The sequence below is a fragment of the Pseudomonas tumuqii genome (assembly GCF_013184545.1).
Lineage (GTDB): Bacteria > Pseudomonadota > Gammaproteobacteria > Pseudomonadales > Pseudomonadaceae > Aquipseudomonas > Aquipseudomonas tumuqii.
The window spans coordinates 1-16,761 of record NZ_JAAOJA010000023.1 but is presented as its reverse complement, the minus strand read 5'-3'; the positions used below and the strand labels follow the sequence as shown (position 1 = coordinate 16,761).

Below are 16,761 nucleotides of genomic sequence, written 5' to 3'. Positions count from 1 at the left end.
GGCGGAAAAAATCCATGCTCAACTCACAAGGCGGTTCACTGATCGATGTAGCGTTGCAGCAGATGAAGAAGTCGATCATCTGCTGTGACTTGGCGCCTGGGGAAAAACTCAAGGTGGCCGAGCTGTCCAAGTCTTATGGTCTGAGCAGCTCGCCGATTCGCGAAGCACTCAACCGCCTGGCCCAGGAAGGGATAGTCGAGGCCAACGAGAACAAGGGCTTTCGGGTTACGGAATTGTCGATGGACGACTTCCGCGAGATCACCCGTCTGCGCTGCCTGCTGGAAAGCGAGGCGCTGGCCGATGCCATCGCGCATGGCGACGATGCCTGGGAGGCCAACGTACTCGGCGCCTTCCATCGCCTGGGCTTGATCGAAAAGAAGCTCGGCAAGGTGGCCGTGGTGCTGGACGACGATTGGGCGCAGCGGCACAAGGCGTACCACTTCGCGCTGTTTTCCGCCTGTCCGTCCACACTGTTGCTGCGCATGATCGATTCGTTGTTCGATCGCGCCGAGCGCTATCGGCGCTTCTCTGCGTTGCATCGTACCGGCGAGCGGCGTAAGGGCGACGAGCATAAGCAGCTGATGGAGGCGGCCCTGGCCCGCGATACGGTGAAGGCAGTCGATCTGCTCAAGCGCCATATCAATGGCACCTTGATGCACACGGGCGAGGTGCTTTCCAGGCAGCATTCGACGCTGCAATAGGGCAAACCCCAGGCTTTCCTGGAGCGGCTTGCGGACCAGTCGCCTGCCGCGCCGCGGGTAGCGGCGAGCAGGGGCTGGGTGATGTCGAGGTTAAGGGCATGACGTCGCCGTCAGCAGCCTTGGGAATTCCGCCATCACCTTGTGAGTGAGGGCGGCCGCCGCAGGCCTGAGCCTGCAGCTTGGGGGATAAAAAAAACGTAACCTGCAGCCGAAGACGGAAGGCTGCAGGTTACGTAAACGCTCAACCGTTCAGCGCTTCCAGGCAACGCTCTAAAAGGGCCAGCGCGCCTTCGCAGGTGCGGGCGCCACCGAACACGTAATGATCGGGGCGCACGATAACCACCTTGCAGTCCCGCTCGTTCATCCACTGCGCCAGAATCCCATCCAGCTCGTGGTAGTGATCCGCATCGTCGCTGGGCGTCGGCCACTCGGCGCTCAGGCGCACCACCTTGAAGGGCAGTTGGCTGCCCTCCAGGCGCTGGCGAACCTGTTTCAGCAGCGGCCCTGCGTCGACATCCGCCGCGATCACCAGACGCAGGCTTTGCCCGGTGAAACTGTCCAGCAAGCCGGTCACACCCTCGCGATTGATGACCTTCGGCTGCGGAAACAGCTCGCCTGCTGGCGCCCGATCGTCGATCAGACCGTTCTTCAGGCCGGGGATCAGCGACTGGCGAATGGTGCTCCCAGGCGTGCCGTTCATGTTCCGCAGCAGGTGCGCGTCGCGCTCGGCGGCCTTGAGCGGATCGCGTTCGCAGATGATCAAGCCAAACTCCTTGGCCGCCTCGGTGGTCTGGCGTACGTGCGGCGCACGCTCCTGTTGATAGGTGTCGAGCAGCCTGGGGCCGGCGAGGCCTCGGCGCACCAGCGCCAGCTTCCAGATCAAGCCCAGCGCATCGCGGATACCCTGGCACATCCCTTGCGCCAGGAACGGCGGGGTCATATGCGCGGCATCGCCGAGAAAGAAGATTCGTTCGCTGCGCCACTGCTCAAGAATCAGCGCGTGGAAGCGGTAGGTCGAGGCGCGCCAGATGTCGTAGTCGTCGGCGTCCAGCCAGCGCGAGATCAGCTGCTTGATCGATTCCGGGCGAGCGATGTCGGCCGGGGTTTCGCTGGGGTTGATCATGAACTCCCAGCGCCGGTGGCGGCCCGGCCCGACCACGTAGGTGCTGGGCCGCTCGACTTCGCAGTACTGCACGTTGGTGCTCGGCAGCGATTCGCCGGCCCCTTCCTTGAGCAGCACGTCGACCACCAGCCAGGGTTCGTCGAACACCAGGTCTTCCATGCGCAGGTTCAAACTCGAGCGAATAGGGCTGCTGCCGCCGTCGCAGGCCAGCACATAGCCGGCGCTGACGGTGCGCAACTCGCCGTGGCGGTCGCGAACTTGCACCTGGGCCAGCTCGCCCTGGGTCTCGATGGCCAGCACTTCGCTGCCGAGTTCGACCGTTACCTGGTCAAACGAGGCGATATTGGCACGCAGTTCGCGTTCGACCGGCGGCTGCGAGAATACATAGTTAGGCGCCCAGCCCAGCGCATGGGGTGGTTTGGCCGCGTCGATGCGTTTGATCAGCTGCGACTGGCTGGTGAGGTAGTGCGAGGCCCGGTAGGGCATCACATAGGGCAGGATCGCCTCGGCCAGGCCGATGTTGGCGAAGGCGCGCATCACCTCATGGTCGAAGCCCATGGCGCGCGGGTTTTCGTAGACACTCTCGGCCTTGTCCAGCGCCAGGGTCTGCAGCCCCCACAGGCCGGCAAGGTTGGCCGCCATGGCGCCCACGGGGCCCATGCCCACTATGATCAGATCGTAATCCATAGCCATCTCCGTCTTGTTGTTGTAGCGCCCCGCTGCAGGTGCGGGGGCGTAGATGTTCGGTTGACGCTTCACGCCTGGGTATACACGGTCTTGACCGTGGTGAAGAACTCGGCGGCGTAGCGTCCCTGTTCCCGCGAGCCGTAGCTCGACTCCTTGGCTCCGCCGAAGGGCACGTGATAGTCCACACCGGCGGTTGGCGTGTTGATCATCACCATGCCGCTGTGCATGTGCCGCTTGAAGTGCGACGCGTACTTCAGCGAGGTGGTGCAGACCCCCGCGGACAGGCCATAGGGGCTGGCATTGGCCAGTTGCAGGGCGTGCTCGTAGTCGTCGGCGGGAATGGCGCAGGCGATCGGCCCGAAGATTTCTTCCTGGGCGATGCGCATCTGCACCTCGGCGTCGACGAACAGCGCCGGGCTCATGAAGTAGCCCTGGGTATCGCGCTGCAACGGGCGACCGCCATGGGCCAGCACGGCGCCCTCGCTCAGGCCGATGTCGACGTAGGCGAGGTTCTGCTCGTATTGGCCCTGCTCGGCGACCGGGCCGATCTGCGTGTCGGCATGCAGCGCATGGCCGACCTGCAAGGTCTGCAAGCGCGCCTGCACGCCTTCGCAAAAGCGCCAGTAGATGCCTTTCTCGACGATGAAACGCGACGAGGCGGTGCAGCGTTGCCCGGTCGAGAAGTAGGCGCCTTGCACCGCGCATTCAATGGCCTGCGCCAGGTCCGCGTCGTTCAGCACCACCAGCGGATTCTTGCCGCCCATCTCCAGTTGCAGCTTGGCGAAGCGGGCGCCGGCGGTGTGCAGGATCTGCCGACCGGTATCCGACGAGCCGGTGAAGCTCAGCGCCTTGACCCGCGGCGATTCGACCAGGGTCTGGCCGACCACGCTGCCGCGGCCCATGACCAGGTTGAAGGTGCCATCGGGCAGCCCGGCGCGGTGGATGATCTCGCTCAGCGCCCAGGCCGAGCCGGGCACCAGGTCGGCCGGTTTGAACACCACGGCGTTGCCATAGGCCAGCGCCGGGGCGATCTTCCAGGCCGGAATCGCGATGGGAAAATTCCATGGCGCGATGATGCCGATGACGCCCACCGGTTGGCGCAGCACATCGACTTCGATCCCCGGCCGGATGGAATCCAGGTGCTCGCCCTGAATGCGCAGCGCCTCGCCGGCGAAGAACTTGAATATCTGCCCGGCGCGAACCACTTCTCCGATCCCTTCCGCCACGGTCTTGCCTTCCTCGCGGGCCAGCAGGGTGCCCAGCTCCTGGCGCCGCAGAAGGATTTCGCTGCCGATGAAGTCGAGTGCGTCGGCCCGTTGCTGCGGGCTTTTCGCCGCCCACTGCGGTTGCGCCGATTCGGCGGCGGTGATGGCTGTCTGGGTATCTCCGGTGGATGCCTGGGCATACAGGCCGACCAGATCGGTTGTGTCCGAAGGGCTGAGATTTTCCCGAACGCCGATGCCGTCCAGCCATTGCCCCGCAATTAGATTCTTATGCATATCGTCATACGTACCCGCATGTTCGCGCGGCCCGCAAAGCGCGGGCCGCGCTGAGGTGGACTACCAACGAACGCGTTGCTCGGCGATCCGCTCGGCTATCGACTGCATCCACTCGGCGCGGGTCTGGAAGCCCGGACGGCGGTGGCACATGGCTTCGGTCGTGGCCAGGATGGCTTCGGCGCTCATCTCCAGGTCGAGGGGTTCGCGGCACGGTTGGTTGGTATAGAAGGGCGAGTCGACGTACATCTCGATCGGGTTGCCTTCCGGGTCCTTGAAATACATCGACCAGGCATTGCCGTGGTCGACCTGCTCGATGCCTTCGATGCCGTTTTCCTTGGCGAAGCGGTAGTAGCTTTTCAGGTCGTCGATGGAATCGAGCAGGAACGACAGCTGGTTGATCGGGTTGAACGGCAGGTCGTGCGGTTTGCCGTCGAACAGCACCACCTGATGGTGAACCTCGGGGTTCTGGGTCAGGAAGAACAGGCGGTGGCCGCTCGACGCGACCCCTTTGTCGCTGACGATGAAGCCAAGTTTCTGGCAGTAGAAGTCGACCATCATGTCGAGGTCTTCGCAGAAGGTGCCGGTGTGGGTGAAGTTGATTCTGGGCAGAGTCGCCATGCGGGTGAATCCTCGCTTTATGGTTGTTCGGGAGGAAGCAATCAGGCTTCGTCGATGACCGGGTTGGACAGGGTGCCTATCTGCGAGATGACCACCTCGAAAGTATCGCCCGGCTTGAGAAATATTGGCGGGTTGCGCTTGAAGCCGATACCGCTCGGGGTGCCGGTGGCCAGGATGTCGCCCGGGTGCCAGGTCAGCGCCTTGGAGACGTAGGAAATCAGGGTGGGAATGTCGAACGCCAGTTCCGACAGGGTGCCTTCCTGCATCTGTTCGCCATTGAGCACGCCGGTCACGCGCAGCTCGCGGTAGTCGGCGATCTCGTCGGCGGTCACCAGCCAGGGGCCGAGGGCACCGGTGCTGCGGAAGGTCTTGCCCATGCCGTATTGGTGAGTGTGGAACTGCCAGTCGCGCACGCTGGCATCGTTGAAGCAGGTATAGCCGGCGACGTGGGCCATGGCGTCTTCCGGCGCGATATGGGCGCCGCCCTTGCCGATCACCACAGCCAGCTCGGCCTCGAAATCGAACTCCTTGGAGACGACAGGCCGCAGCAACGGGGCATTGTGGGCCAGCAGGGTTTCGGCGAAGCGTTGGAAGATCACCGGATGCTCGCCGACCTTACGGCCCGCTTCTGCGGCGTGGGCGACATAGTTGATGCCCACGCAGATGATCTTGCCGGGAGAGGGAATCACCGGCTCCAGCTGCACGTCGCCGAAGGCATAGTCGGCTGACGCGCTGGCGGCATAGACCTTGGCCTGCTCCAGCAGACTTGGGTCGGCCAGCAGTGCGGCCAGGTTGCTGGCGGCAGGGAAGGGCTTGCCCAGGTCGACGACCTGGTCTGCGACTACTGCGCCGAAGCTCGGCTTGCCGTCTTTGCGGTACGAAATCAGCTTCATTGTTGCTCTCCTTCTTTTTGTGCACAAAAACTAAGTTCTTGCACAGTAACTCATAAAATGCATACTAGGGAAGCCCGCAGAAAAAAATCTCTTAGCGAGCGGGCCTAGCAGGAGAGCAAGCATGTCACTGGTGAAAATCCGCAAATTCAAACTCGACGTGGAGCAGGTGCTGCACGAAGGCGGCCCGGTTGCGGCGACCCCGTTGAGGATCGCGGTGGCGACGGCAATCGTGGAAAACCCCTATGCGGACAAATACGTCGAAGATTTGCTGCCCTTCATGGAGGAGCTGCGCGCCTTGGGCGCCGAGCTGTCCAGCCGCTTGATCGTCGCGCTCGGCGGTGCCGATAAGGTGCAGGCGTATGGTAAAGGGGCGATTGTTGGCGAGGATGGTGAACTGGAGCATGGTGCGGTCTGGCACGAAGCCGGCGGTTGGGCCATGCGTGAAGCGCTGGGTAATCCGAAGGCCATCGTCCCTGCCGCCAAGACCATCGCCGGTTGTGGTTCCCGGGTGATGATTCCCCTGGGCCATATCCAGGCCGCCTATGTGCGCAGCCACTTCGGTGTAGCCGAGATGAGCGTATGGGATGGGCCGCGCCGCAACGAAATCGCCTTCGGCCTGGCGATGGCCACCGGCGGCCGCATCCATGCTCGGCTGGGCGGCTTGGCTGCCGAGCAGATCAAGGGCGAGGATGGCTTGCGTTAACCCGCGTGGCGGATACCGAAAAAGCTCGGTCAACCACGATCGACATGACACAAGCCGCTAGATGACAAAAACAAGAGTGTTGGAGACAGCGATGACTACAAAAATGATGCGTGCTGCGCGGATGTACGAAGGCGGTAAGCCGATGGTGATCGAACAGGTTGCGGTTCCTGCGATCCGTCCGACCGAGGTACTGGTCAAGGTGAAGGCCTGCGGCATCGTGCCCAATCTGCACAATATCCTCACCAACTGGGTCAGTTGGTTCCCCAATCTGCCCCTGCCGAAGTTGCCGGCTATCTTCGGCCTGGATCCGGCGGGTGTGGTCGAGGCAGTCGGCGAGCAGGTCTATGACTTCAAGCCGGGCGATCGGGTTTACGTCAACCCGGCGCGTTACTGCGGCTCCTGCCGCGCCTGCCGGTCGGGCAACACCACGGGCTGTTCGGCCTACACGTTCAACGGCTATTTCGGCTTCACTCCGCGTAGTCCGCGCATGTTCGAGGACTACCCGTACGGTGGCTTGTGCGAATACATGCCCGCCCCGCAATACAGCCTGGTCAAGCTGCCCGATTGCCTGAGCTTCGAGACTGCCGCACGCTTGGGCTACCTGGGTACTGCCTACCGCGCTCTGCTCAAGGCAAAAGTCGGCCCCGGCAGCACCATCCTGATCAATGGCATCAGCGGCACGCTCGGCCTTGGTGCCGTCGCCCTGGCGCTGGCGATGGGGGCGCGGAAGATTCTCGGTACGGCGCGTAACGAAGCGCTGTTCCAGCGAGTTAAAGACTTGGCCGCGCCCGGTCGCATAGAGATCCATACCCTGGGCAACGGTTCTACGCACGAATGGGTCGATCGCGTCACCAATGGCGAAGGCCTGGATGTGATCATCGACGCGCTGGGCCCGGGTGCACCAGCTTCCAGCCTGATAGACGCTTTGCGTGGCCTGCATCGTGGTGGGTGCCTGGTCAACATTGGTGCTGTCGCTGGTGAAGTGCCGTTGGATCTTCACTGGATAATGGATAACGACATTCAAGTCAGTGGTTCAGCATGGTTCACCGCCGGCCAAGGCCAGGAAATGGCCGACATGGTCGAGTCGGGCGTACTCGACCTGTCGTTCTTCGAGCACAGCGTCTTCCCCCTCGAGGAGGTCAACCAGGCCATCAGCGGCATTGAGAACCGTCACGGCGGCTTCGGTAACTTCGTCATCTGCCCGTAAAACCAGGCGTGAGCGGCGTGCACCCGCCGCCGCTCACGCAATCCATACCGTCGCAGGCGACGGAACGATTCCAGCATCCGGAGATTGCCCGATGCAAGTACGCAGGATAGTCACGGGACACGATAGCCAGGGACAGGCCATATTTATTTCCGATGGCGCGGCTCCCCGCGCCACTGATTTTGCCGATATCCCTGGGCATGGCATGGCCCAACTCTGGACCACGCCCGACCAACCGCGGTTGTCCGAAGCACCTGAAGACCTGACCCGGTTGCAGGGCTCGTTGATCCCCGGCGTCGGTGGCACCTCGCTGCTGGCGGTGAGTTTTCCGCCCGACAGCGTGATGGCCGCGCCGCTGGACCCGCAGCGCGCCTTCGAGCAGATGGCGGCCGCACTACCTGGGCTGTTCGAGTGTTTCGAGGCCGATCACCCCGGCATGCACAAGACGCCGACCATCGACTACGGCGTGTTGCTCGAAGGCGAGCTGTGGCTGGAACTCGACAACGGCGAGCAGCGCCTGGTCCGTGCCGGCGATGTGGTGATCCAGAACGGCACCCGGCATGCCTGGCGCAACAAATCCGAGCAGCCGGCCAAGGCAATCTTCTTCATGCTCGGGGCCAGCAACAGCTAGTACACGCTCCCGGAATTCCCTTTTCGACCTCCGCGCCGCCGCGTCTGCGCGCCACCCGCGTGCCTGAGCTGCGCCCAGTGAGATATGCAATGAACGACGTAGTAATAGTTTGCGCCTCGCGCACCGCCATTGGTCGCTTCCAGGGTGCATTGGCCGGCGTCTGCGCCGTCGATCTGGGCGCCGCGGTGATCCGCCGCTTGCTCGACAGCACAGGGCTGGCCCCGCATGAGGTCAATGAAGTGATCATGGGCCAGGTACTGACAGCCGGCGCGGGACAGAACCCGGCGCGGCAAACCGCGATCAAGGCCGGGCTGCCCTACACGGTGCCGGCCCTCACCATCAACAAGGTCTGCGGTTCGGGGTTGGAGGCGATCCATCTGGCGGCACAGGCGATTCGCTGCGGCGATGCCGAGGTGATGATCGCCGGCGGCCAGGAATCCATGAGCCAGGCCCCGTATGTGCTGGCGCAGGCCCGGCAGGGCTTGCGCATGGGCCACAACAACCTGCTCGACAGCATGCTGCATGACGGCCTCTGGGATGCGTTCAACGATTACCACATGGGCATCACCGCGGAGAACCTGGCCGAGCAATATGGCGTTACCCGCGAGCAGCAGGATGCCTATGCCCTGCGCTCCCAGCAGCGCGCCAGCTCGGCGCGCGATGCCGGCCGCTTCGCCGCCGAGATCACCCCGCTGCTCGTGCCGCAGCGGGGCGGTGAAACACTGCGGATCGATAGCGACGAGCAACCCGCGCCCGGCACCAGCGCGCAGGCCCTGGCGCGGCTCAAACCGGCGTTCAAGACGGACGGTAGCGTCACCGCGGGCAATGCCTCGGCGCTGAACGACGGTGCGGCCGCCGTGATGCTGATGAGCGAAGGCAAGGCCGAGGCCCTGGGCCTGCCGATCATGGCGCGGATCAAGGCCTATGCCAGCGCCGGTGTGGACCCGTCGGTGATGGGGATCGGTCCGGTGTTCGCCACCGATCTGTGCCTTCGCAAGGCTGGCTGGACCCTGGATCAGTTGGATCTGGTCGAAGCCAATGAAGCCTTCGCCGTGCAGGCACTGGTGGTTGGCCGGGAGTTGGGCTGGGACACCGACCGGGTCAACGTCAACGGTGGCGCCATCGCCCTCGGCCACCCGTTGGGTGCGTCGGGCTGCCGGATACTGGTCAGCCTGCTCTATGAAATGCAGCGACGTAACGCCCGCAAGGCATTGGCGACGCTATGCATCGGCGGCGGTCAGGGCGTGGCCCTGGCCCTGCAGCGCGACTGAACGAGCAGAGGAATCAAAGCATGGCCGTAGCGGTAAATATCCTGGGGTTATCCGGTAGCTTGCGCAGGGACTCGGCCCATAGCGCGGTGCTGCGTACGGTGGCCGAACAGCTTCCGGTAAATGTGGCATTGACGCTGCACGAGTTGCATGAGGTGCCGCCCTATAACGAAGACCTCGACGGAGACATGCCGCCCGCCGCTGTGCTGGCGCTGCGCGAGGCGGTGCGCCACGCCGACGCCGTGCTGATCGGCTCGCCGGAGTACAACCATGGCATGTCGGGGGTACTGAAAAACGCCTTGGACTGGATTTCCCGACCTCACGGCAAGTCTTCGCTGACCGGCAAACCGGTGCTGACCTTCACCGCATCCCCGGCCTTCACCGGCGGCGTGCGGGCACACCAGCAACTGAATGAAACGCTGAATGCCATTCAGGCCATCCAGGTCGTTTACCCGCAGATCGTGATCGGCAGCGTCGCCGGCAAAATAAAAGACGGTCGCCTGGTCGACGAAGCGGCCATCGCGTTCCTCATGGGCGGGGTCAGACGGCTGCTGCAACTGGTCGAAAACCGGTCTGCGTAACAGGCCAGCCACAATCCTGGTGACGAGGTTGGCTGGTTCGCCCTGCGACCGCCTCGGCAGCAGCGGAATCCCTGGGCACGTCCACTGAGTCGCTGTCCGGCCGCAAGGCCGGCCTGGACCTTTCTCATCAGACAAGGAGGACTGAATCATGCAAACAATGCTGAAGTGTTTCCTGGCGCTTGCCCTGTTGGCCCACGCAACTGGTTCCTCGGCCGCTTTCTCCGCGCAGGATCAGCAACGCCTGCACAGCCAGACAAGCCTGCTGGCGATCGAGGCACTGAGCTATTTCGATACCGACCCGCGCGCCGCGACTCTGCCGGACTCAAGTCTGCTGGAGGCAATGGGCGAAACCCAACGCAAGCTCAGGGACGCGGCGGTGAAATCCACCCTGCCGGCGACCCTCGCCGCTCCACTGGTGGGCATGGATGCCAGCCTGGATGAACTGCTGGGCCTGTCCCGCGACCAGGCCAGCCGTTATGCCCCACTGCTGATCAGCCTGCTGGACCAGCGTGCGCAGCTGACCCGGCAGATCGATGGCGCCGCCATGGGGCAACCAGTCTCGCCAATGGCGCGGGCGCTGAACCGCCAGAGCCGGCGTATCAACGAAATCCTCCTGCTTGCCCTGGCGCGCGATGCAGTGGTGCTGAATCAGCACTCCATGGCCCACCAGCAGACCGGGTTGAGTCCCCAGGACCAGGCGATCGAACAGGGTTTCGAGCAACTCGAGGAACTCTTGCCGACCAGCGAGGCGGAGCAGTTGCAGCACCAGCGCCTGGCTTATCGCTTCGTCCGCCCCAAGCTGCTGCAACCCGGCGCGCTGCAAAAGACCGCCGCCGCCAGCCGCTACATCACCGGCATCGTCACCTGGCTGGACCAGCAGGCCATGCGGGCAGACCGCTGAGCGCCCGGTAAGGGCTTTTCGCCGGTAACCTCGAAGCCTCCCGGGTGCAATGCAGACGCAGCGCCTGCCATGACGCTTAACTCGGATCGGCATACGCAAACCCGCCGTGAACGCTTTCTGATCGAAATGGATCAGGTCGTGCCGTGGAAAGGCTTGATTGCGTTAATTGAACCTCATTACCCGAAGGGTGAAGGTGGACGGCCGCCATACCCGTTGATGGCGATCTTGCGTATGCACCTGATGCAGAACTGGTTTGGCTATAGCGATCCGGAGATGGAAGAGTCGCTCTACGAGACTACGATTTTGCGCCACTTTGCCGGTCTGTGCCTGGAGTGTTGCCGCCGACGCATTATTGACCCGGGTGCCGACGCTATGCTGACCCAGCACCGCAGTCTGAAAAGCGAAATGCAACAACGAGTTCGGCGTTCGAAACAGGGTCAATGAAATTCCGGTACGTGGGTCAAAAGTGCATCGGCTGCAACATGGTTGATTCAACTGCCCTCCCAGCGCCGCTGGATAATCGACAGCCGCAGGCTACGGATGGTTGCATGATGTGCCACTGCATAGTGGCACGCAGCTGCGGGCGTTGCCCTGCCAGCTGACGTCAGCTCTTCTCCGGCGATGGCCCGACTTGCGGAAGATTCAGGCTGTTCCAGTCCGTGACGTGCAGCAGCACGTCGCTCAGGGCCTGGGCCGCAGTCGACAGCTCGTGCCCGGCCAGGCGTAGCAGGCCGACGCGGCGTTCCACCCGCGGCTCGGATAGAGCGATGCAACGAGCGCCGAGCTCTTGCATCTGCTGGATGCACAGGCTCGGCACTGCGCTCACGCCGAGGCCCTGGGCGACCATGCGGCCGACGGTCACCAGTTGGTGGCTCTCAAATGCCACCTGCAGTTTGCCATGCTGGGCAGCGATGCTTTCCTCCAGCAGCAGGCGCACCGCCGACGGGCGCTGCAAGGTGATGAAACTCTCTTTCAGCAGCTCTGCCCAGCTCACTTCGAGCGACTCGGCCAGAGGACAGTCAGCGGGCACCACCGCGACAAAACGGTCGGCATAGAAGGGAATAAAGTCCAGGCCATCGAGGGACTCCGGCTCGAAGGCAATGCCCAGCTCGACTCGGCGGTTGCGCAGCATCTCCAGCACTTGCTCGTTGATTACGTCATGCACCGCCACATTGACCTTCGGGTGCCGCGTACGAAACGCCTTGAGAGCAACTGGCAGCAGGTTGCCGGCGAAGGAGGGCATGGCGGCGATGGCAACCTTGCCCAGCTGCAGGGTGAAATGCTGACGCAGCAATTCCTCAGTGTTGTCCCAGTCGGCCAGCAGGCGTCGGGCGATCGGCAGCAGGAGTTCGCCTTCCGGAGTCAGGTTGACACTGCGGGTGGTACGCACCAGCAACGGGCCGCCGAGGGATTCCTCCAGGTTCTTGATCGCCAGGCTCAGCGCCGGTTGGGACAGATGCAGACGCGCGCACGCCTGGACGAAGCTCAGGCTCTGCGCCACGGCAAGGAAGGCCCGCAATTGCTTGATGGTCATTGGTTTGTTTTTCTGATTAATGGCTTATAAAAACAAACTTAACAAATCAGTCCGTGGCGGTGAAGCTCTCACTTGCTTTCTGGCGGCACGGCTGCCGAACCGACAATTACAAGAGGCGCAGCGATATGAGTGGACTCGACAAGCGGGTAGGCAGTTACGCAGAGGCCCTGGCCGGCCTGACCGACAACATGACCGTGCTGGCCGGCGGCTTTGGCCTGTGCGGCATTCCGGAGAACTTGATTGCCGAAATCCGCCGCCTCGGCGTGTGCGGCCTGACCGTGGTCTCGAACAACTGCGGGGTCGATGGTTTCGGTCTCGGCGTGCTGCTGGAGGATCGCCAGATCCGCAAGATGATCGCCTCCTATGTAGGCGAGAACGCCCTGTTCGAGCGGCAATTGCTCAATGGCGAACTGGAGGTCGAACTCACTCCGCAAGGCACCCTGGCGGAGAAGCTGCGTGCCGGTGGCGCCGGTATCCCGGCCTTCTTCACCGCAACCGGCTACGGCACCCCGGTCGCCGAAGGCAAGGAAGCGCGCGAAATCAATGGCCGCCATTACATCCTGGAACCGGCCATCACCGGCGACTTCGCCATCGTCAAAGGCTGGAAGGCCGACCACTTCGGCAACGTGATCTATCGCCACACCGCGCAGAACTTCAACCCTATGGTGGCCACCGCAGGGCGCATCACCGTGGTCGAGGTGGAGGAAATCGTCGAACCCGGCGAACTCGATCCGGCACACATCCACACCCCGGGTATCTACGTCGATCGCATCATCCAGGGCAGTTTCGAGAAGCGCATCGAGAAACGCACCCAGCGCGCCTGATCAGACAACAACAAGAGGATTTCCCCATGGCACTTACCCGCGAACAGATGGCTCAGCGTGTGGCGCGTGAATTGAAAGATGGTTACTACGTCAACCTGGGCATCGGCATCCCGACCCTGGTGGCCAACTACGTGCCGGACGGCATCGACGTGATGCTGCAATCGGAAAACGGCCTGCTCGGCATGGGCGCTTTCCCTACCGAGGATGAGCTGGACGCCGACATGATCAACGCCGGCAAGCAGACGGTGACCGCGCGTAAAGGTGCGTCGATTTTCTCCTCGGCCGAATCCTTCGCCATGATCCGCGGTGGCCACGTCGATCTCACCGTGCTCGGTGCCTTCGAGGTGGACGCCAACGGCAACATCGCCTCCTGGATGATCCCCGGTAAGTTGATCAAGGGCATGGGCGGCGCCATGGACCTGGTCGCCGGTGCCGACAACATCATCGTGACCATGACCCACGCCTCCAAGGATGGCGAGTCCAAGCTGCTGAGACACTGCAGCCTGCCGCTCACCGGCTGCGGCTGCATCCGCAAGGTGCTGACCGACCTGGCTTACCTGGAGATCGACAATGGCAGCTTTATCCTGCGTGAGCGCGCGCCGGGCGTGAGCATCGAGGAGATCGTCGCCAAGACCGCAGGCCCGTTGATCGTGCCGGACGATGTCACCGAAATGACTTTCTGAGTACCTCCCCGCCCCGCAGGTTGCCACCACGCATGGCGGCCTGCGGGGCGGTTTTTTTATTTGTAGATGGGGCGGGCGGCGCTCCGCGAGCGCAGCGATACCCATCGTTTGGCGCTGCCCCGAACGGCATCGCCGCAACTCGCAGGAGTAAAACCATGCAAGAAGTCGTCATAGTCGCCGCCACCCGCACCGCTGTCGGCAGTTTCCAGGGTTCGCTGGCGAACATTCCGGCCCCCGAACTGGGCGCCGCGGTGATTCGCCGCCTGCTGGAACAAACCGGCCTGAACGGCGCCGAGGTCGACGAAGTGATCCTCGGCCAGGTGCTCACCGCCGGCAGCGGGCAGAACCCGGCACGCCAGGCGGCGATCCTCGCCGGCCTGCCCCATGCGGTACCGGCGCTGACCCTCAACAAAGTCTGCGGCTCCGGGTTGAAAGCCCTGCACCTGGGCGCCCAGGCGATCCGCTGCGGCGATGCCGAGGTGATCATCGCCGGCGGTATGGAGAACATGAGTCTGGCCCCCTACGTGATGCCAGGTGCACGTACCGGCCTGCGCATGGGCCACGCCAAGCTGGTCGACACGATAATCAGCGACGGCCTGTGGGACGCCTTCAACGACTACCACATGGGCATCACCGCCGAGAACCTGGTGGACAAGTACGCCATCAGCCGCAAAGAGCAGGATGCCTTCGCCGCCGCCTCGCAGCAGAAAGCCTGCGCCGCCATCGAAGCCGGGCGCTTCGCCGACGAAATCACTCCGATCCTGATCCCGCAGCGCAAGGGCGAACCCCTGATCTTTGCCACCGACGAACAACCGCGCGCCGACACCAGCGTCGAGTCGCTGGGCAAGCTCAAGCCAGTGTTCAAGAAAGACGGCAGCGTCACCGCCGGCAACGCCTCCAGCCTCAACGACGGCGCCGCCGCGGTGCTGTTGATGAGCGCGGAGAAAGCCCAGGCCCTCGGCCTGCCGGTGCTGGCGCGCATCGCCGCTTACGCCAATGCCGGCGTCGATCCGGCGATCATGGGCATCGGCCCGGTCTCCGCCACCCAGCGCTGCCTAGCCAAGGCCGGCTGGCGCATCGAGCAACTGGACCTGATCGAGGCCAACGAAGCCTTCGCCGCCCAGGCCCTGGCCCTGGCCGTCGGCAAGGAACTGCAGTGGGATGCCCGCAAGGTCAACGTCAACGGTGGCGCAATCGCCATCGGCCACCCTATTGGCGGCTCCGGCTGCCGGATTCTGGTGACCCTGCTGCACGAGATGATCAAGCGTGATGCCAAGAAGGGCCTGGCCACTCTGTGCATCGGCGGTGGTCAGGGCGTGGCCCTGGCGATTGAACGCTAACGCTGTGTAGGGCGCGCCAGGCGCACCAATCCAGGGTGTGTGTGCAGCACTCTGGGAAAAATGCCGGCCAAAGCGCCGGCATTTTTCTGCTCATCAGCAAGAACAATTGGTTACGGGACACAAAAAAGCCGCGGTGTTAGGTCACTGCGGCCTGGGGCTGGCTGTGGTTAGGCAAGTGCCTGGGTCAAGCGGGCGCGGGCCACCCGCGAGCCGTTGGGCTTGTCTAGCACCGCGCAGATGCGCGCACCGGCCTGGATCAGCAGATCCATATCGATACCGGTGCTGATGCCCAGGCCGTTGAGCAGATACAGCACATCTTCGGTCGCTACATTGCCGGTGGCGCCCTTGGCATAGGGGCAGCCGCCGAGGCCGGCGACCGAGCTGTCGAACACCTCGATGCCTTCCAGCAGGCTGGCGTAGATATTGGCCAAGGCCTGGCCGTAGGTGTCGTGGAAATGCCCGGCCAGCTTGTCGCGCGGTACCTTGCTGCCGACTACTTCGATCAAGCGCCGGGTTTCACCGGCGGTGCCGGCGCCGATGGTGTCGCCGAGGGAGATCTCGTAGCAGCCCATGTTGTAAAGCTCGCGGGCCACATCCGCCACTTGGGCGGCGGCGATGGTGCCCTCGTAAGGACAGCCGAGTACGCAGGACACGTAGCCGCGTACGCGAAGGCCCTGCTGCTTGGCGGCTTCCATCAATGGCAGGAAGCGCTCGAGGCTTTCGGCAATCGAGCAGTTGATGTTCTTCTGCGAGAAGGACTCGGAGGCGGCGGCGAATACCGCCACCTCCTTGAATCCGGCCTGCAGTGCCGCTTCGAAGCCCTTGAGGTTGGGGGTCAGGGCGGCGTAGCTGACGCCGGGCAGCTGCTGGATCTGGGCGAAGACCTCGGCACTGCCGGCCATCTGTGGCACCCACTTGGGCGAGACGAAGCTGCCGACTTCGATATAGCGCAAACCGGCGGCGGACAGGTCGTCGACCAGGCGCACCTTGTCGGCCACGCTGATCGGCTGTTTCTCGTTCTGCAGGCCGTCGCGCGGCCCGACTTCGACCAGGCGCACGTGTTGAGGCAAATTCATTTGGCGTCTCCTCGGCATTTGGGGGAGCAATAGTGCGCACAGCGCACCCTACGATTTAGTGCGGTGCACAGAATGTCATGATCGCACCGAACATCGCGGTCAGGCCTCTTCCAGCTCGACCAGCACGGCGCCTTCGCCGACCATCTCGCCTTCACTGCAATACAGCGCCTTGACCGTGCCGGCATGCGGCGCGCGGATGCTGTGCTCCATCTTCATCGCTTCCAGCACCACCAGGGCGGTTCCGGCCTCGACCTGTTGGCCGGCTTCGACCAGTACGCGGACGATGCTGCCGTTCATCGGCGCGGTCAGGCCGCCGTGATGGCTGTGGCTGGCTTCGACGGCGGCGATCGGGTCGAGTTGGCTGACGGCGTGCAGTTCGCCCTGCCATTCCAGGTAGAGGGTATCGCCCTGGCGGATGGCGTGCAGGCGCTGTTGTAGTGCGTCTGGCTGAACCTCGGCGTCTAGCGGGCTGCTGCACAACAGCGTGTCGCCCTG

17 protein-coding genes and 1 pseudogene are annotated in these 16,761 nt (G+C 63.5%); 11 read left to right on the top strand and 7 right to left on the bottom strand.

The genetic code is table 11. The features are described from left to right. The first annotated feature begins 14 nt into the window (after positions 1 to 14). Positions 15 to 701, top strand: a complete 687-nt coding sequence (locus tag G9C89_RS23525) for a GntR family transcriptional regulator (protein WP_172152872.1) — start codon at positions 15 to 17, stop codon at positions 699 to 701. A gap of 241 nt (positions 702 to 942) precedes the next feature. Here the strand turns inward: G9C89_RS23525 and G9C89_RS23520 are convergent, their stop codons facing one another. From G9C89_RS23520 to G9C89_RS23505, 4 genes are all read right to left on the bottom strand, one after another. Then, complete coding sequence (locus G9C89_RS23520; protein WP_172152870.1) at positions 943 to 2,511, bottom strand: bifunctional 3-(3-hydroxy-phenyl)propionate/3-hydroxycinnamic acid hydroxylase; 1,569 nt, start codon at positions 2,509 to 2,511, stop codon at positions 943 to 945. A gap of 68 nt (positions 2,512 to 2,579) precedes the next feature. After that, positions 2,580 to 4,010 (bottom strand): aldehyde dehydrogenase family protein, encoded by a 1,431-nt coding sequence (locus tag G9C89_RS23515; RefSeq protein WP_172152868.1) that lies wholly within the window; start codon positions 4,008 to 4,010, stop codon positions 2,580 to 2,582. 60 nt (positions 4,011 to 4,070) lie between these two features. Beyond that, positions 4,071 to 4,628 carry a VOC family protein gene (locus G9C89_RS23510; RefSeq protein WP_172152866.1) on the bottom strand — a complete coding sequence of 186 codons (558 nt, stop codon included), beginning with the start codon at positions 4,626 to 4,628 and terminating at the stop codon, positions 4,071 to 4,073. 41 nt (positions 4,629 to 4,669) lie between these two features. Further along, a complete protein-coding gene (locus G9C89_RS23505; protein ID WP_172152864.1) occupies positions 4,670 to 5,521 on the bottom strand; it encodes a fumarylacetoacetate hydrolase family protein in 852 nt (283 codons plus the stop codon). A gap of 121 nt (positions 5,522 to 5,642) precedes the next feature. Between G9C89_RS23505 and G9C89_RS23500 the strand changes: the two genes are divergently transcribed. The 7 genes and pseudogenes from G9C89_RS23500 to G9C89_RS23470 form a co-directional block, all read left to right on the top strand. Beyond that, positions 5,643 to 6,224: an amino acid synthesis family protein gene (locus G9C89_RS23500; RefSeq protein WP_172152862.1), complete on the top strand. Its 582-nt coding sequence runs from the start codon at positions 5,643 to 5,645 to the stop codon at positions 6,222 to 6,224. A gap of 91 nt (positions 6,225 to 6,315) precedes the next feature. After that, positions 6,316 to 7,431: an alcohol dehydrogenase catalytic domain-containing protein gene (locus G9C89_RS23495; protein WP_172152860.1), complete on the top strand. Its 1,116-nt coding sequence runs from the start codon at positions 6,316 to 6,318 to the stop codon at positions 7,429 to 7,431. A 202-nt stretch (positions 7,432 to 7,633) separates the two neighbouring features. Further along, positions 7,634 to 8,059: a cupin domain-containing protein gene (locus G9C89_RS23490; RefSeq protein WP_256674374.1), complete on the top strand. Its 426-nt coding sequence runs from the start codon at positions 7,634 to 7,636 to the stop codon at positions 8,057 to 8,059. A gap of 89 nt (positions 8,060 to 8,148) precedes the next feature. Further along, complete coding sequence (locus G9C89_RS23485) at positions 8,149 to 9,330, top strand: acetyl-CoA C-acetyltransferase (RefSeq protein ID WP_172152856.1); 1,182 nt, start codon at positions 8,149 to 8,151, stop codon at positions 9,328 to 9,330. Positions 9,331 to 9,350: 20 nt separating this feature from the next. Beyond that, complete coding sequence (locus G9C89_RS23480) at positions 9,351 to 9,908, top strand: NADPH-dependent FMN reductase (RefSeq protein ID WP_172152854.1); 558 nt, start codon at positions 9,351 to 9,353, stop codon at positions 9,906 to 9,908. A gap of 148 nt (positions 9,909 to 10,056) precedes the next feature. Continuing rightward, the gene (locus G9C89_RS23475; protein ID WP_172152852.1) at positions 10,057 to 10,809 is read left to right on the top strand and encodes a hypothetical protein; all 753 of its coding nucleotides are present in this window, start codon (positions 10,057 to 10,059) and stop codon (positions 10,807 to 10,809) included. 69 nt (positions 10,810 to 10,878) lie between these two features. Then, positions 10,879 to 11,142: pseudogene (locus G9C89_RS23470) on the top strand (transposase); the annotation flags it as partial. A gap of 271 nt (positions 11,143 to 11,413) precedes the next feature. Here G9C89_RS23470 and G9C89_RS23465 read toward each other — a convergent pair. Further along, entirely contained in the window at positions 11,414 to 12,343 is a 930-nt protein-coding gene (locus G9C89_RS23465; protein WP_172152850.1) for a LysR family transcriptional regulator, read from the bottom strand. A gap of 125 nt (positions 12,344 to 12,468) precedes the next feature. Here G9C89_RS23465 and G9C89_RS23460 point away from each other — a divergent pair, with 125 nt between their 5' ends. The 3 genes from G9C89_RS23460 to G9C89_RS23450 all read left to right on the top strand — a co-directional run bounded on the left by G9C89_RS23460 (position 12,469) and on the right by G9C89_RS23450 (position 15,190). Then, the gene (locus tag G9C89_RS23460) at positions 12,469 to 13,167 is read left to right on the top strand and encodes a CoA transferase subunit A (protein WP_172152848.1); all 699 of its coding nucleotides are present in this window, start codon (positions 12,469 to 12,471) and stop codon (positions 13,165 to 13,167) included. Positions 13,168 to 13,193: 26 nt separating this feature from the next. Further along, a complete protein-coding gene (locus G9C89_RS23455) occupies positions 13,194 to 13,850 on the top strand; it encodes a CoA transferase subunit B (protein WP_172152847.1) in 657 nt (218 codons plus the stop codon). A gap of 155 nt (positions 13,851 to 14,005) precedes the next feature. Beyond that, positions 14,006 to 15,190: an acetyl-CoA C-acetyltransferase gene (locus G9C89_RS23450; RefSeq protein WP_172152846.1), complete on the top strand. Its 1,185-nt coding sequence runs from the start codon at positions 14,006 to 14,008 to the stop codon at positions 15,188 to 15,190. Positions 15,191 to 15,357: 167 nt separating this feature from the next. On the opposite strand, the gene G9C89_RS23445 is transcribed toward G9C89_RS23450, so the two are convergent. Next, on the bottom strand, positions 15,358 to 16,266 hold the full coding sequence (locus tag G9C89_RS23445; protein ID WP_172152845.1) for a hydroxymethylglutaryl-CoA lyase: 909 nt from the start codon (positions 16,264 to 16,266) through the stop codon (positions 15,358 to 15,360). A gap of 99 nt (positions 16,267 to 16,365) precedes the next feature. Further along, a partial coding sequence (locus tag G9C89_RS23440; RefSeq protein WP_172152844.1) for an acetyl-CoA carboxylase biotin carboxyl carrier protein subunit occupies positions 16,366 to 16,761 on the bottom strand: 396 nt, incomplete at its 5' end.